This is a genomic window from Hungatella sp. SL.1.14 (genome assembly GCF_024460495.1).
In the GTDB taxonomy this organism is placed as follows: domain Bacteria; phylum Bacillota; class Clostridia; order Lachnospirales; family Lachnospiraceae; genus Hungatella; species Hungatella hathewayi.
Map to the genome: position 1 here is coordinate 98,952 of NZ_JANFYJ010000012.1, position 14,219 is coordinate 113,170.

Here is a 14,219-nt window from a genome sequence, read left to right on the forward strand (position 1 = left end):
GTTATATGCCCCAGCCTCCCTGTTTCCCGGTTATTTCCGCTCTTCTATTTCTTTCTTCAGCATTTCTGCAAAGTCTTCCACTGACATGGTGACATTCTCACCGGAGTCACGGTAGCGGACTGCTACCGTATGATTTTCCTCCTCTTTCGCGCCTGCAACCAGCATATACGGAACTTTTTCAAGCTGGGCCTCACGAATTTTGTAGCCGATCTTTTCCGGGCGCTCATCGATCTCACAGCGAATGTGGTTCTTCTTTAAGGTATTGTATACATCTTTTGCATACGCCGCGTTCTTGTCGGAGATCGGGAGTACCTTTACCTGAACGGGAGCCAGCCATGCCGGGAATTTTCCTGCATAATGTTCGATCAGAATACCGATGAAACGCTCAATGGAACCCAGCAGCACTCTGTGAATCATAATCGGACGGTGTTTCTCGCCATCCGCACCCGTATATTCCGCTTCAAACCGCAGCGGAAGCTGGAAATCAAGCTGAATGGTACCGCACTGCCAGGTACGGCCTAAGGAATCCTCTAAGTGGAAGTCGATCTTCGGTCCGTAAAAAGCGCCGTCTCCTTCGTTTATAATATAGTCATATCCCATCTCATCCAGCGCTTCTCTTAAGCTGTTTGTCGCCATCTCCCAGTCCTCGTCGCTGCCCATGCTGTCTTCCGGGCGGGTGGAGAGTTCCACGTGGTACTTGAAGCCGAACATGTTGTAGACTTCATCAATGAGACGGACCACCCCCTTGATTTCATCGGTAATCTGTTCCGGCGTCATATAAATATGGGCATCGTCCTGCGTAAAACAGCGAACCCGCATGAGGCCGTGGAGCGCGCCGGATTTTTCGTGGCGGTGTACCAGACCGAGTTCTCCCATGCGCAGCGGCAGATCGCGGTAGGAGCGGGGCTGGGATTTGTAAACCAGCATACTTCCGGGGCAGTTCATGGGTTTGATGGCGAATTCCGTATCATCAATGGTCGTCGTGTACATGTTTTCTTTATAGTGATCCCAGTGTCCGGAGGTCTCCCACAGAGAGCGGTTTAACATGATGGGAGTAGCGATTTCCACATATCCCTCGCGCTCGTGGATTTCACGCCAGAAGTTTGTCAGAGCATTTTTCAGTACCATGCCCTTTGGAAGGAAGAATGGAAATCCCGGGCCTTCATCCATGATGGTAAACAGACCCAGTTCTTTTCCCAGTTTCCGGTGGTCACGTTTTTTCGCCTCTTCGATTCTGGTCAGATAGGCCTCCAGATCGGAAGCCTTTGGAAACGAGGTTCCATAGATTCTGGTCAGCATCTTATTGTGCTCGTCACCGCGCCAGTAGGCACCGGCGATGGAGGTCAGCTTAAGTGCCTTCACAGGCCCTGTTGTCATTAAATGCGGTCCCGCACAGAGATCGGTATACTCACCCTGACGGTAAAAGCTGATGGTTTCTTCTTCCGGAAGATCTTCGATGAGTTCGACCTTATAGGATTCATCCTTTTCCTGCATAAGGGCGATGGCTTCCTTTCGCGGAAGTGTAAAATATTCCAGCTTCAAATCTTCCTTTGCGATCTTCTTCATCTCCGTCTCCAGAGCCTCTAAGTCTTCCGGAGAAAATGGTTCCGGGCGGTCGAAGTCATAGTAAAATCCGTCTGCGATCGACGGCCCGATAGCAAGCTTTGTCTCCGGGAACAGCCGTTTAACAGCCTGCGCCAGTATGTGGGATGTGGTATGATGGAAGGCTGCCCTGCCGCCTTCGTCATCAAAAGTCAAAATCGTGAGCGCGCAGTCGCTGGCGACAACGGTGCGAAGATCCGCCGGGGTTCCATCGATCTCCGCGGCGCACGCCTTTTTTGCCAGACCGGCGCTTAACGATGCCGCGATCTCGTACACGGACAGCGGGCTGTCAAATTCTTTCACTTCTCCATTTTTTAACGTTACTTTCATGATGATCCTCCTTATTTAATTTAACAAAAAACACCCCTGAACAGAATAATCCTGTCCAAGGGTGCATGAATATCGGATGCACGGTTCCACCTTGATTTTTCGCTCGTGTCCAAACGTGAGACACTGCTTCCTTAACGCAGAAGATACGCCGCCATTGGTTTGCCGGTGCTCGGGAGTGGTGTTCGCCATACTGTACGGAAAACGGCTTTCAGCAGGTATGCCGTTTCTCTCTGTCACGCACTTAAGATGGGTACTGGTTCCGTCGGTGCAGTTTGTTTTACTTTTATGATTCTTAGGTTATACCTTTCTTTTTGGTTTGTCAAGTGAAAATTTATCCATTGCAATTCCCGGCTGTTTCTGTTATATTCATCTGTTATACAGTCAATCGTACTATTTATAACTCCAGATACGTATAACAGAAAGGCAGGACGTCTTTTTCATGTTTTTATATCAGATTAAGAACGAAACAATCGTGATACTGGGCTGCAGAAGCTACGATGGTCTGGTCGAGATTCCTGAGACGATAGACGGAAAACCGGTAACAGAGCTGGCAGCGTACGCTTTTTCCGAGGGCTGGGGACGGCGGGAAATGTTAAAGGCGGCAGGAACGATTCTGCTGGCCGATGCTGAAGGAAAAGCAAAGCATGGGATGGAAGCGGGGACAGAAACCGGCACTGTGGAAGCAGAAGAGCTTCCGCCTGTGGCATGCTGCGGTCACTTAAAAGAAATCATTCTTCCGCGCACGATTAAAAAAATCGGCAACTACGCATTCTATAACTGCTTTGAACTTGGTACCATCCGGTGCTGGAGTGCGATCGAAGATGTGGGCTCCGGTCTGTTTACAGGATGCACCAGTATCAGACACATGGATATTCACATAGTTCTGCACCGCCGTTCCTGTTTGAAAGAAATGATTTCGGAACTGAGACAGGAACTTTATGTCAACTATTATGTGGAATCGGAAGCACCCGCAAAGGATCCGGTTCTCCAGGCAAAGCTGGTATTTCCGGAGATGTTTGAAGAATCCGTGGAAAATACACCAGCCCGCATCATCATGAGGGAAATGCACGGCTGCGGCCACATGTACCGTTACTGTTTTGAGCAGACCGATTTCCGGTTTTCCAAATACGACGCGCTGTTTCCCCATATAAAAGTCCAGGAGCCGGAGCGGGTCGTCTGTGCGCTTGTCATGGGGCGGCTTAGGTATCCCGCCGAATTGATGGAACAGCATCGCGGGGCGTACGAGGAATATTTGAAGGAACATATGGGAGGAGCCGCGGAATGGGCGCTGTCAGAGGGAGACACAGAGACGTTTTTCTGGCTGGCAGACCGTTATGGGGAACGGAAGGAAACGCTGGATGAGATGATCGAACTGGCCGGCAGGAAGGGCGAGACGGAAGCCCTGAGCGGTCTGATGGATTTGCGCCATCGGCGCTTTCCGGTAAAAAAGAGAACATTTTCATTGTAGACTATTAGGAGAAACTGAGAAAGGCAGGTGAAGCCGTATGATCGATCCTTTGCGGCAGCAGCAGCTCTGCGAACTGGAGGAGGTGCAGATTTGCCATGATATACTGACAAATTCCAGAAATGAGCTGTATTTGAACTTTCGTTATCTGGACGTGGCCTTAAGCAGCCTTGGATTTGAGGCTGACCGTGGGGGGCGCGGCGTGGCGACGGATGGATTTCTTATCTATTATCAGCCGGAGCATTTGATGAGTATGTATAAACGGGGAAGAGTGCTGATTAACCGGGCTTTTCTTCACATGGTATTCCACTGCCTGCTGAGCCATCTGGATACACGGGGAAAACGGGCGGTTCCGTACTGGAATCTGGCCTGTGACATCGCCATAGAATCCATCATTGATGAGTTTTACGTAAAGAATGTGTACCGCCACCAGTCGGTCTGCCGGAGGGAAGTGTATGCGAAGCTTAAGGAAAAGCTCAGGGTATTGACGGCGGAAGGCATTTATAAGGCGCTTCAGGAAATGAATTTAAGCGGTGACGAATACGAGCGTATAGCCGCAGAATTTTACGTGGATAACCATGAACGCTGGGATGAGGAAGAAGAGCCCAGGATTCGTCAGGAACGTCAAAATATATGGCAGAATAACAGAGAGAAGATGCAGACGGAGATGGAATCCTTCGGTGAGAAGGACGCGGAGGACTCCAGAAGTCTGTTGGAGGCCGTGCGGGTTGAAAACCGGGAGCGGTATGATTACAAGCAGTTTCTGCGCAGATTTTCCGTGCTCCGGGAAGAGAACGAGGTGGATCAGGATTCCTTCGACTACGTGTTTTACACGTATGGAATGGAGCTTTATGGCAATATGCCTCTGATTGAACCGCTGGAATCAAAAGAAGTTCACAGGATCGAAGATTTTGTGATTGTGGTGGACACTTCCATGTCCTGTTCCGGGGATCTGGTGCGGCGCTTTCTGGAGGAGACGTATTCCGTGCTGTGCGAATCCGAGAGTTATTTTCGGAAAATCAACGTTCACATCATTCAGTGTGACGAGATGATACGGTCCGATGAGACAATTACCAGCCAGGACGAGATGAAGGCCTATATGGAGAAATTTACCATTTCCGGTCTGGGTGGGACTGATTTCAGGCCGGCCTTTGAATACGTCAATGGACTGATGAATCAGGGGAAATTTAAGAAGCTTAAAGGGCTTTTATACTTTACTGACGGAAAGGGAATATACCCTGTCCGGATGCCGGCCTACGACACGGCGTTTATCTTCGTGGAAGGACAGTATGAAGATGTGTCCGTTCCGGCGTGGGCGATGAAAATAATCCTGACAGAGGAGGAGATTTACAAATTATGAATATCAAACGAGCAAAGGAAGAAATAAAGGATACCATTGAAGCGTATCTGCTGAAGGACGAGTACGGCGCCTATGAAATCCCGTCTGTCCGCCAGCGTCCGGTTCTGTTAATCGGGCCGCCGGGGGTTGGAAAGACGCAGATTATGGAGCAGATCTCACGGGAATGCGGAATTGGACTGGTAGCCTATACCATCACCCATCATACCCGCCAGAGCGCGATCGGACTGCCGTTTATCGTAAAGAAAGAGTACGGCGGGACGCCGTACAGCGTGACGGAGTACACCATGAGTGAGATTGTAGCGTCCATTTATAATAAGATTGAACAGACCGGCCTTTCGGAGGGAATTCTGTTCATCGATGAGATCAACTGCGTTTCAGAGACGCTTGCGCCTGCAATGCTGCAGTTTTTACAGTGCAAGACATTTGGAAACCATCAGATTCCGGAGGGCTGGATCATAGCGGCAGCAGGCAATCCGCCGGAGTATAACAAATCTGTAAGAGATTTTGATGTGGTGACGCTGGATCGAATTAAAATGATTCACGTAGAGCCGGACTATGAGGTATGGAAGCAGTATGCGTATGAACAGTCAATCCATCCTGCCATCATTTCCTATCTGAACGCGAGACCGGAGTCGTTCTGCCGGATTGAAACAACGGTGGATGGCCGCCTGTTCGCCACGCCGCGAGGCTGGGAAGACTTGTCACGCCTCATTGAGGTGTATGAGAAGCTGGGCAAAAAAACGGATCGCGAGGTAATTGGACAGTACCTTCAGTTTCCCAAGATTGCCAGGGATTTTGCCAATTATCTGGAACTCTATTATAAATATCAGGACGATTATCAGATCGATGAGATTCTATCCGGTTCCGTACGGGAAACTCTCTCTAATAAGTTAAAGCGAGCCCAGTTTGATGAGAAGCTGAATGTGATCGGCCTCCTTCTCTCGAAGCTGAACGGCGGATTTAAGCAGGTGGTAAGAGACGCGGAAAAACTGGAAATTCTGATGGCGGAGTTAAAGAAGCTGCATGACGGAAGTCTGTCCGGAGATATGGAAGCGCGCCTTTGCACTGTGAGGAAGGAATTTAAACAGGCGTGGGAAAAGAAGCGGCAGGCCGGACTCTTAAATCGTCAGAGCGATTATCTGCATCGCGATGTGGAACATCTCCTGGAGCAGTATGAAAAAGAAATCCATTTTGCGGAAGCTCCGGATCCGGAGGCAGCGTGGGAGACGGTAAAGTCTTACTTCGGCCGTGAGCGGGAAGTATATGAGACACAGTTTGATGAAAGCGGAGCCATGCTGGAACACGCCTTTGACTTTATGGAGATAACCTTTGGCGACAGCCAGGAGATGGCAGTGTTTATCACTGAACTGAATACGAATTATTACAGCATAAAATTCCTTCAGGAATACGAGTGCGGGAGATACTATCAGTACAACGAGCGGCTTTTATTTAACCGGCGTGAGGATGAGATAAAGGAGCGGATTGACCATCTGGGCAGATGATGTGAGGTAAGACAGCGAAAGATTGTCTGTTAATTTAGTACAAAGTGTATAAAATCCCAAAAACTTCCCCATAATAAAAAAAGAAAGCCACTTCAAAGGGAAAGGAACTTCTTCCCGTCTCTGAGAGGAGGCAGTTATCGCACACAGGCGGAGAAAAAGCCGCCGGGTGCTCACAACAAGGAGGTAGTGCCATGGGTAACAAAGCATTGGACTATACGGCCCTTACCATTGCCATTATCGGCGCGGTAAACTGGGGTCTGGTAGGATTCTTCAATTTTAATCTGGTGTCATTCCTTTTCGGCAGCATGTCCTGGATATCCAGAATTGTATATGCGCTGGTAGGAATCTGCGGATTATACCTGCTCACCTTTTATGGTCGCTCAGAAGTAAGTACAGAAAGATAGTTAACAGGAAAACGGTGGGAGAATTGACAGGCCCTTGGGTCTTGGCAGTTCTCCCGCTTTTTTATTTATCTGGAATGAGATTCTGCCATTTGGGTTATGCAGAAGTACCTTTAATCTAAAAAAGATTTTGATAGTTAATTAACGATCAAAACATAAATTTGTCAGAAAATGTATAATATATACAAAAATAATAGAATTAATTGTGAATAAAATATCTATTGTTGCTATTATTTTTGCGAACTGCTATACTGAAAATAGAACAAAAGAGTGCGGCAGGGTTGCGGAGAATGCCCTGCACCAAAATTTTTATCAGGAAGGAGACATGATATGGAAAATGTAGCAAGAGAGAGCTATAACCTGTACATCAACGGCCAGTGGGTCGACGCTTCCGATGGCGGTACATTCAAATCCTACTGTCCGGCTAATGGGGAATATCTGTCTACATGTGCGGAAGCTGCGAGAGAGGATGTGGACGCTGCGGTGGACGCCGCTTGGGCTGCGTGGGAGAGCTGGAAAAAGACGACGCCTGCGGAGAGGGCAGATGCGCTGTTAAAGATTGCGGATGTGATCGATCAGAATAAGGAAAAACTGGCGCTTTTGGAGACTTTGGACAATGGAAAACCGATCCGGGAGACCATGGCGATTGATATTCCGTATGCGGCCGACCATTTCCGTTATTTTGCCGGAGCGGTGAGGACGGAAGAGGGTGAGGCGGCCATGCTGGATGAGAATACGCTGAGCCTGATTTTAAGGGAACCGATTGGCGTCGTGGGCCAGATTGTACCGTGGAATTTCCCGTTTTTAATGGCGGCATGGAAGCTTGCACCTGTGCTGGCAGCAGGCTGCTGTACGGTATTTAAGCCTTCCAGCTATACCTCTTTAAGCGTATTGGAGCTGGCGAAGCTGATCGACGGAATTTTGCCTCCAGGTGTTTTTAATATTGTGACAGGCAGAGGATCGAAGTCAGGCCAGTATATGCTGGAGCATCCAGGCTTCCGGAAGCTGGCATTTACAGGTTCTTCCGAAGTAGGCTGCCAGGTGGGCTGTGCGGCTTCGGAAAAATTAATTCCATCCACCCTGGAACTGGGCGGCAAATCGGCCAATATTTTCTTCCCGGACTGCAAATGGGATATGGCGATGGATGGCCTTCAGCTGGGAATTCTTTTCAATCAGGGTCAGGTATGCTGCGCCGGTTCCCGTGTGTTTGTGCATGAAGATATCTATGACCGGTTTGTGGAAGAGGCGGTTGCGAAGTTTAACAGTGTAAAAGTGGGGCTTCCCTGGGAAGCGGACACGATGATGGGATCTCAGATTTACGAGGCACATTTAAATAAGATTCTGGATTACATAGAGATTGGAAAGAAGGAGGGAGCAAGAGTAGCCTGCGGCGGTGAACGAATCACGGAGGGAGAACTGGCAAAGGGATGCTTCTTAAAGCCGACACTGCTGGTAGATGTGACGAACGACATGCGGGTTGCGCAGGAAGAGATCTTCGGACCGGTAGCAGTTGTGATGAAATTTAAGGATGAGGAGGAGGTCATCCGTATGGCCAATGAGAGTGAGTACGGACTGGGCGGTGCCGTGTGGACCCGCGATATCAACCGGGCTGTCCGTGTCTGCCGTGCAATCGAAACAGGCCGTATGTGGGTGAACACGTATAACGCCATCCCGGCCGGCGCGCCATTCGGCGGATACAAGAAGTCGGGAATCGGCCGCGAGACCCATAAGGTTATTCTGGAGCACTATACTCAGATGAAGAACATTATGATTAATTTGTCTGAAAATCCATCGGGATTTTATTGATCCGCCGCAGCGTAATCGGATCTCGATCATAAAATGCCGGCCAGACTGCTGTGTACAGGAATATCCAGTAAGGAAGATTCTGTATACGGCCGGTCTGGCCGGCTTTTGTATCTTTCCTTTCACTCAGCAGTCTTCTTCCAGAATTCCAACAATTCGTTTCATGGATTCCTGGTACTCCTGATCGGTGGAGTTATAGAATAACAGGAGGTCATCCTCAGAACTGTCCGGCCGGTCGATGGCTGAAGGAATGGAAAAATCCACGCCGCTGATATACTGATCCCAGTTTTCCAATTTCCAGGTGTCGCGGCTGGAGTTGCGCCGGATCATGCGCTGGTGGCAGATCTCGGGATCTGTTACAACCCAGATGATTTCCAGCCGGGCATTTTTGGCTGCCAGCCGTTTCCGGAACTGGTCCATGTATTCCGGGCTGCGTATTTCACGGGTAAATGGTGCGTTAATCAGGACGATATCATCATAATCCAATGCCTCCATGGCAATATTGATAATAGCCTCGTATTCAAAATTCCGGATATTGGATTCAAAAAAATCGGAACTTCTGTTGCGCTCCTCGCCCGCCACATCGAAAATACGGTTTGACAGGACGATCAGGGTATCTTTGTCCAAGTAGACGACGTGTTTCAGATTTTTTGCCAGTTGTTTCGAGATGTAGGTTTTTCCGCATGCCGGCGGTGAGGTTACCAGTATCATTTTTTTCAAGATATATTTCCTCCTCTTGCGGCCTGCAAATGGCAGACTGTGATAGTTTACGCTTATTATAAATGGTTTGTCTGTAAAAGTTCAAGGCGGATTTCTGTAAAGATTATTAGCAGAATATAAAAAATATGGTATACTGAAATCTATAAATTTACTCGTGAAGGAGATTTACTATGTTTTTCGTTTTTGGAATCAGTCAGGGGAAGAAAATGCTGGATTATGCGAAGACCGTTATCTGTGCGCAATGCGGCGGTTACGGACGGTATCAGGTTTTTATGACATACTCCTATTTCAGCCTTTTTTTCATTCCCATTATAAAATGGAACCGCCATTATTACGTACAGATGTCATGCTGCAGCACTGTTTATGAGCTGGACCCGGAGGTTGGAAAACGGCTGGGACACGGTGAACAGGCCGATATAACCGAGACAGATTTAACACTTGTACAGGCAGGCCGCAGAACATCCGGCTGGAACCGGAAGCATTGTGAAGCCTGCGGGTATGAGACGGAAGAAGATTTTGAGTACTGCCCCAAATGCGGCAGGAAGTTTTAACATATAGTGACTGGGCACATGCAGCAGATCGGGCAAGAGAGCAATGACAGGAGACTTTTCTTTTTGGGGGAGTCTCTTTTTTGTGATGTTCTGATCTTTACTTACTGATGTTCTGATCTTTGCTTACTGATGTTCTGATCTTTGCTTACTGCTGTTTTGATCTTTACTTACTTCTGTTTCGATTTTTTCTCACTGTTATTTTGACTCTTACGAAAAAATGCGTTTATTCTGGCGGGCTGTCTTCCAGCAGATCCCTTTTAAGCTTACTCGGAATAGGTGATATAATACCGGAGGAATAAAATATTTCATAAAGTTTTACATGGTTGAAACTTTTCTTTTTTGTGGCTCGTCTAAAGATTATAGTTAGAGGTTAAGAGGGAAAGACAGATAAAGAAAAGACAGATAAAGAAAAGACAGATAAAGATAAGAGAAAAGAGATAAGAGGTAACAGGATGAAACGATTACATAGGAAAATAAAAGCATTGGCACTGGTATTTCTGGTCTTTGCAGGTACGATCCAGGCTCCCGTGCAGGCAATCAGCGCCCGGGCGGAGGAGCCTGTAAAAATAAGCTATCAGGCATTCAATTATCCCACTGCCTGGAGTGATAAGCAGGCAGATGATACACCGTACACTGCACCGGAAGGTACTTATATGACAGGTTTTCAGGCTGTTTTAATTAATCAGCCCCAGAACGTCACCGGCGGCCTGGAATACCAGGTGGAGGTGAGCGGTTCCGGCTGGACGGAATGGACGGCTGGAGCTGTGATGGCGGGGCATACGGAGGGAGAAGCGCCGGCTGCCGCGCTACGTATGCAGCTGACCGGAGGACTGAAAGATCTGTACGATGTCTGCTACTCCATTCAGCAGAATGGGACATGGTCTTCCTGGGTTAGAAACGATGAGGGCACAGCAGGCCAGGAGGGAAGCGGGCTTAAAATCACAGGAATGCGCATGACAGTCATTACAAAAGGTGCAGCCATTCCCGGCGAAAAAGCGGAGAAAACCGGTATTGATCCAAACCGGCCTATGGTTGCACTGACCTTTGACGATGGACCCCACGCACCCGTTACCAACCGGATTCTGGACAGTCTGGAGGCAAACGGTGGACGTGCCACCTTCTTTATGGTGGGAAACCGGGTGAAGGGAAAAGCCAATACGGCGGCGGTAGCGAGGATGACCGCACTGGGCTGTGAAGTGGCCAATCATACGTATGAGCATAAAGCAATTACGAAGCTGAACGCCGCCGGGATTCAGTCCCAGTTAGAGCAGACCAATGATCATATCCGCATGGCGGGAGGCGTATCACCGGTGCTCATGCGGCCGCCGGGCGGCGCAAAGAATGATGTGTCGATGAAGACCGTAGGATCTATGGGAATGTCTGCAGTGCTTTGGTCTATCGATACTCTGGATTGGAAAACCAAGAATAAGCAGAAAACGATTGATGCGGTAATCGGCCATGTAAAAGACGGCGATATCATACTGATGCATGACATATACGGTCCTACGGCTGATGCGGCAGAGGTTATTATCCCCAAATTGAAAGCTATGGGATTTCAGCTGGTGACGGTTAGTGAGATGGCGAGTTACAGAGGCGGAATACAGCCGGGGAAGGTGTACAGCAGGTTCCGGCCTTGACAGATATGGGTATATTGGTGGCTGTGGCTGCAGTATAAAGAAAATCCCCCGTTGTTCTCAACGGGGGGTTTTGCTATTCAGTCTCTTCCACAACAGATATTTCCTGAGATTCCCATACAATAGAGGCTAACCTGTTTTTCGCCTCCATTTCAATGTCTACAAAGGATTCAATATCGCAGTCTGCATGGTAAATCCCTAAAACCCCGTTGCTGTCTGTATTTAATACCATATCATTTCCCCAGTAAATGAAATCAGGGAGAACGGTTTCCTTTGTGGCAGAATCAAAGTATCCGACGAGGGAGCGATGCGCACCGGAGCCCCAGGAATAAGTGAAGAACAGTTCAAAATATCCATCCTGATTTAAGTCGGAGACAGCAAATGATGTCACGCCGTATCCCCCAAACCATATGCCAAGCGGATATACTTCCTTATCATACGACAAAAAACTGCCGCAGGATGTATCATACTTAAATATGCAAAAATCATAGCGGTCTGTAATATCCTTTGGTGTTATATTATAACAGATATCCTGGTCGTATGTGGTCTCGTAACCTTTAAACTGCCTGAGAAATTCGCCAACGCCTGCGGTGGAGGGAGTCAGCTGAAAGACAACGGTCTCATTCTGAGCGGCTGTTTGTTCAGTCTGTTGACAGCTGGATAATGTAAGCGCTGCAACAGTCCCAATGAGTGTCAGAAAAGTGTTTAATACCAGGTTTCTCATATCCGGTTCCTTTCAAAAGAGACATGTCGTTTTCTATACTTCTAATTTAAAAGATAACAGGATGGGTGTCAACTAAAAAAGGGAACATTTAAAAATTCTTTACCGGTAATAAGCTATGATGAATATTGATCAATTAATAAAAACGGCTGTTACAATAAGGTGAAAACGTTGTAACGTAGGGGAGAATGCAGTATAATAAATAAGGAAAAGTATCTGTGTGATATAATCAGGGGGATATGCTATGACGATGAAGACAAAACAGGACTTAATAAAATACTGCCTGACCTATCCGGACGTCTATGAAGACTATCCGTTTCATGACACGGAGTGGGCGGTGATTCGGCATAGAAAGAATAAGAAAGTATTCGCGTGGATCTATACGCGTGAGGGAAATACCTGCGTGAATGTGAAATGTGATCCGGAATGGGCGGAATTCTGGAGAAATGCATTTCCGGGCGTACTTCCGGGGTACCATCTTAATAAGAAGTATTGGAATACGATTTTACTGGATGGTACGGTTCCGGATCAGGATATAAAGAGAATGATCGGTGAAAGTTATGATCTGACAATGGAAAAGCGATGAGGCAGGAGGATCCTGTACCATCGCCTTTTTTTGTTCAGAAAGAAGCACGTTGTTTCAGAAAGGGTTCACCCACCCGTCCAGCCAAATGAATATGAAAATATTGCACCCTTTTAGAAATTTAGTCTCTGTTTTTTCCATATAATCGATGGTAGAATTTAACTATCAAATAAAAAGCGCGCGCAGAGAGTTGAATATAAGACAAAACAGGGAGGTTTCAATCATGAAGCATAAATTAGTATCGGTGGTACTGGCGGCGGCCATGCTGGCATCGTCTTTAACAGGCTGTGGTTCCAAATCGGAGACAACGGCAAAAAATGACAACGGCACCATTACATTAAAAGTATTCTCGAACCTGCCGGACAGAAAAAATGGTCAGGGTCTGGTGGAACAGATGATTATCGATGACTATATGAAGGAAAATACGAATGTGAAAATTGAAGTGGAAGCTCTGGACGAGGAAGCGTATAAGACGAAGTTCAAGGCATACTCCATGGAGGGCATGCCGGACGTCGTCAGTATCTGGGGACAGCCATCCTTCTTAGACGAGGTGCTGGATGCGGGAGTGCTTGCTGAGTTAAATGAGGCAGACTATGCAGATTATGGTTTTATCTCCGGTTCCCTGGAAGGCTTTAAGAAAGATGGCAAGCTGTATGGCCTTCCCAGAAACACAGACGTGGCCGGCTTCTATTATAATGAGAAAATGTTCAAGGACAACGGCTGGGAAGTACCCGCTGCGTATGATGAATTATTAGACCTGGCTCAGAAAATCAGCGGTGCGGGGATTACACCGCTGGCCATGGATGGCGGAGACGGCTGGCCGATGGCAATCTACCTGTCTGATATCCTCTTTAAACTGACCGGAGACTATACGGGCATTGTCAGCAACGCTGTGAGCACAGGGGATTTCACGGACCCGGCATTCAAACAGGCGACAGAGATTTTAAAAGAGACGGCGGATGCCGGCCTGTTCCAGAATGGTTACGATTCCCAGGATTACGGAACGGCCATGAACTTATTTACCAACGGGCAGGCAGCCATGTTCTACATGGGAAGCTGGGAGGCCTCCATGGCCATGAACGAAGACATTCCGGAAGAGGTCAGAACCAATATCAGAGTTTTCACCATGCCAACGATTGCCGGAGGAAAAGGCGCGGCTACGGATATTGCGGCGTGGAACGGCGGCGGTTATGCGGTGTCTGCGAAATCTGAGGTAAAAGAAGAGGCGATCAAATTCTTAAACTATATGTATCAGCCGGATAAGTTATCCAAGTATGGCTGGGAGAATGGCGTAGGCATGTCGGCGCAGGATCAGACCAGCTACATGAGCGGGAAAGAGACGAAGCTTCAGATGCAGTTCGTAGAAGCAGTAAACGGGGCCTCCAGGGTATCCGGGACACCGGTCAATGACTGCGGCCCATCCGCATTCAAGACCAGCATTGAAAGTGAAATCCAGAGTGTTTCCAACGGCACAATCACGGTGGATGAGTTCCTTTCTAAAATCGGTGAAGCATGCAAATAATGAACAGAGAAAAAGTGTAAGCTGA

The 14,219-nt window shown here is 47.9% G+C and carries 12 protein-coding genes; 9 read left to right on the top strand and 3 right to left on the bottom strand.

Annotation, left to right across the window (positions count from 1 at the left end):
• Positions 1 to 30: 30 nt before the first annotated feature.
• Complete coding sequence (gene thrS / locus NE473_RS14435) at positions 31 to 1,932, bottom strand: threonine--tRNA ligase (RefSeq protein ID WP_055651054.1); 1,902 nt, start codon at positions 1,930 to 1,932, stop codon at positions 31 to 33.
• Positions 1,933 to 2,371: 439 nt separating this feature from the next.
• Here thrS and NE473_RS14440 point away from each other — a divergent pair, with 439 nt between their 5' ends.
• The 5 genes from NE473_RS14440 to NE473_RS14460 all read left to right on the top strand — a co-directional run bounded on the left by NE473_RS14440 (position 2,372) and on the right by NE473_RS14460 (position 8,466).
• On the top strand, positions 2,372 to 3,400 hold the full coding sequence (locus NE473_RS14440) for a leucine-rich repeat protein (RefSeq protein ID WP_055651053.1): 1,029 nt from the start codon (positions 2,372 to 2,374) through the stop codon (positions 3,398 to 3,400).
• Positions 3,401 to 3,437: 37 nt separating this feature from the next.
• Positions 3,438 to 4,757, top strand: coding sequence for a vWA domain-containing protein (locus NE473_RS14445; RefSeq protein ID WP_055651052.1), 1,320 nt, complete (start codon positions 3,438 to 3,440; stop codon positions 4,755 to 4,757).
• A complete protein-coding gene (locus tag NE473_RS14450) occupies positions 4,754 to 6,259 on the top strand; it encodes an AAA family ATPase (protein WP_055651051.1) in 1,506 nt (501 codons plus the stop codon). Before NE473_RS14445 ends, NE473_RS14450 begins: the two co-directional genes overlap by 4 nt.
• Positions 6,260 to 6,450: 191 nt before the next feature.
• Positions 6,451 to 6,663 (top strand): DUF378 domain-containing protein, encoded by a 213-nt coding sequence (locus tag NE473_RS14455; RefSeq protein ID WP_002605301.1) that lies wholly within the window; start codon positions 6,451 to 6,453, stop codon positions 6,661 to 6,663.
• A gap of 327 nt (positions 6,664 to 6,990) precedes the next feature.
• Positions 6,991 to 8,466, top strand: a complete 1,476-nt coding sequence (locus NE473_RS14460) for an aldehyde dehydrogenase family protein (RefSeq protein WP_055651050.1) — start codon at positions 6,991 to 6,993, stop codon at positions 8,464 to 8,466.
• A 123-nt stretch (positions 8,467 to 8,589) separates the two neighbouring features.
• On the opposite strand, the gene NE473_RS14465 is transcribed toward NE473_RS14460, so the two are convergent.
• Positions 8,590 to 9,174: a P-loop nucleotide/nucleoside kinase family protein gene (locus NE473_RS14465; RefSeq protein WP_006772006.1), complete on the bottom strand. Its 585-nt coding sequence runs from the start codon at positions 9,172 to 9,174 to the stop codon at positions 8,590 to 8,592.
• Between the two features lie 179 nt (positions 9,175 to 9,353).
• Here NE473_RS14465 and NE473_RS14470 point away from each other — a divergent pair, with 179 nt between their 5' ends.
• Positions 9,354 to 9,734 carry a zinc ribbon domain-containing protein gene (locus tag NE473_RS14470; protein WP_006772005.1) on the top strand — a complete coding sequence of 127 codons (381 nt, stop codon included), beginning with the start codon at positions 9,354 to 9,356 and terminating at the stop codon, positions 9,732 to 9,734.
• A gap of 452 nt (positions 9,735 to 10,186) precedes the next feature.
• Complete coding sequence (locus tag NE473_RS14475; RefSeq protein ID WP_055651049.1) at positions 10,187 to 11,371, top strand: polysaccharide deacetylase family protein; 1,185 nt, start codon at positions 10,187 to 10,189, stop codon at positions 11,369 to 11,371.
• A gap of 73 nt (positions 11,372 to 11,444) precedes the next feature.
• On the opposite strand, the gene NE473_RS14480 is transcribed toward NE473_RS14475, so the two are convergent.
• The gene (locus NE473_RS14480) at positions 11,445 to 12,092 is read right to left on the bottom strand and encodes a hypothetical protein (protein WP_055651048.1); all 648 of its coding nucleotides are present in this window, start codon (positions 12,090 to 12,092) and stop codon (positions 11,445 to 11,447) included.
• A 247-nt stretch (positions 12,093 to 12,339) separates the two neighbouring features.
• Here NE473_RS14480 and NE473_RS14485 point away from each other — a divergent pair, with 247 nt between their 5' ends.
• Both NE473_RS14485 and NE473_RS14490 read left to right on the top strand, forming a co-directional pair.
• Positions 12,340 to 12,675 carry an MmcQ/YjbR family DNA-binding protein gene (locus NE473_RS14485; RefSeq protein WP_055651089.1) on the top strand — a complete coding sequence of 112 codons (336 nt, stop codon included), beginning with the start codon at positions 12,340 to 12,342 and terminating at the stop codon, positions 12,673 to 12,675.
• Positions 12,676 to 12,895: 220 nt separating this feature from the next.
• Positions 12,896 to 14,194 (top strand): ABC transporter substrate-binding protein, encoded by a 1,299-nt coding sequence (locus NE473_RS14490; RefSeq protein ID WP_039892024.1) that lies wholly within the window; start codon positions 12,896 to 12,898, stop codon positions 14,192 to 14,194.
• Positions 14,195 to 14,219: the final 25 nt, after the last annotated feature.